We start from the raw sequence: 1,295 nt of genomic DNA, 5'->3' as shown, positions 1-1,295 counted from the left end.
AGATGTGTATAAGAGACAGGTTCTAAATGCCGGAACGCTTGTCTACTACCCGGTTCTTGAAGACGCAATCAAACACTATTCGGAAATTTGTGATGCCAAACGAAGTTAACCCTAATCAGGCGACACCTGATCAAAAATCCGGGACTGTTGCACAGACGTCAGCTTCAACAACAGCCAAGCCTGCTCAGCCGACTCAAGCTGCTCAGAGTACAAAGCCCGTTGAGTCGACTAAACAGGTTCAGGGGGTTAAGCCCGTTCAGCCTGTGCAGACAGTGAAAGCAGTGTTGTCTCCGCAATCTCCTCAGACTTCAAAGCCGACTCAGACGGGTGAAGTGGTTCCACAGGTGCAGGTTTCAAAACCAGGTCGACCGTCCCAGTCATCGCAGCCTGCGAGACCAGTTCAAACCGCGACGCAGGGACAAACCGCGGCGACAGCGAAGCATGAGAACGAGATGAAAGCTACATACTGGGCTAAAGCTACGCCTGTTCAGCGCGAACTGGTCTTGTTCGTTTTGTTGCCGACGTTGCTGGTGTTTGTCTACACGGCTTTTCTTTGGTCTCCGATGTATGTTTCAGAGACTAAGTTTGCCGTTCGTTCCGGGACAGAACAGTCGTACGGTGTTGATATTGCATCCCAGCTTTTGAAGACTTCCAATTCCTCCACTCAGGATGCCCAGGTGGTAGAGGCGTATATCCGCTCGCCCGACATTTTTGAAGCGCTCGATAAGGATCTCAAGATCATTGATCACTACTCGAGCTCGGAGTGGGATTGGCTCAGCCGTTTGACATCTTCTCCTACGCTTTGGGACAAGCAGACTTTCTGGAATTGGGTTTCCAAGCCCATTGTCAATCCGGACAACGGTATCGTCACCTATACGGTTCGTGCGTATGACCCCGCTATGGCGCAGGCTATTTCTCAAGCGGTTCTTAAGCGAAGCGAAGCGCTTGTGAACGAAATGAACGAACGAGCCCGCAAAGATACGCTGGCACTTTCTGAAAAAGAAGTCGAAATCGCCAAGGATCGTGTAGCGAAAGCACAGCAGGCGCTTGAGGAATTCCGCAACCAGCACCGCGATCTTGATCCGCAGGCGACTGCCACCGGTTTGCAGACGATCGTTTTCGAACTTGAAGGTGAACGCGCGAAACTGCGCGCAGAGATCGAAGAAGCCCAGTCTTATATGAAGGCTTCGGCGCCTCAGCTTAAAAACATGCAGAGTCGCTTGGCTGCCCTCGAAAAGCAACTTGCCTCTGAGAAGGCGCGTCTTGTTAATCAGGAAGGGAAGGATGCTCTGAAC

At 51.6% G+C, this 1,295-nt stretch carries 1 protein-coding gene; it reads left to right on the top strand.

Annotation, left to right across the window (positions count from 1 at the left end; all coding sequences use genetic code 11):
- Window positions 1–92: 92 nt before the first annotated feature.
- A partial coding sequence (locus tag H6A60_RS11375) for a KpsE/RkpR family capsule polysaccharide export protein (protein ID WP_205104700.1) occupies window positions 93–1,295 on the top strand: 1,203 nt, incomplete at its 3' end.

Source organism: Sutterella massiliensis, assembly GCF_016899755.1.
In the GTDB taxonomy this organism is placed as follows: Bacteria; Pseudomonadota; Gammaproteobacteria; order Burkholderiales; family Burkholderiaceae_F; genus Sutterella; species Sutterella massiliensis.
Note: the sequence above shows the minus strand (reverse complement) of the source record. Positions and strands in the feature narration are given on the sequence as shown.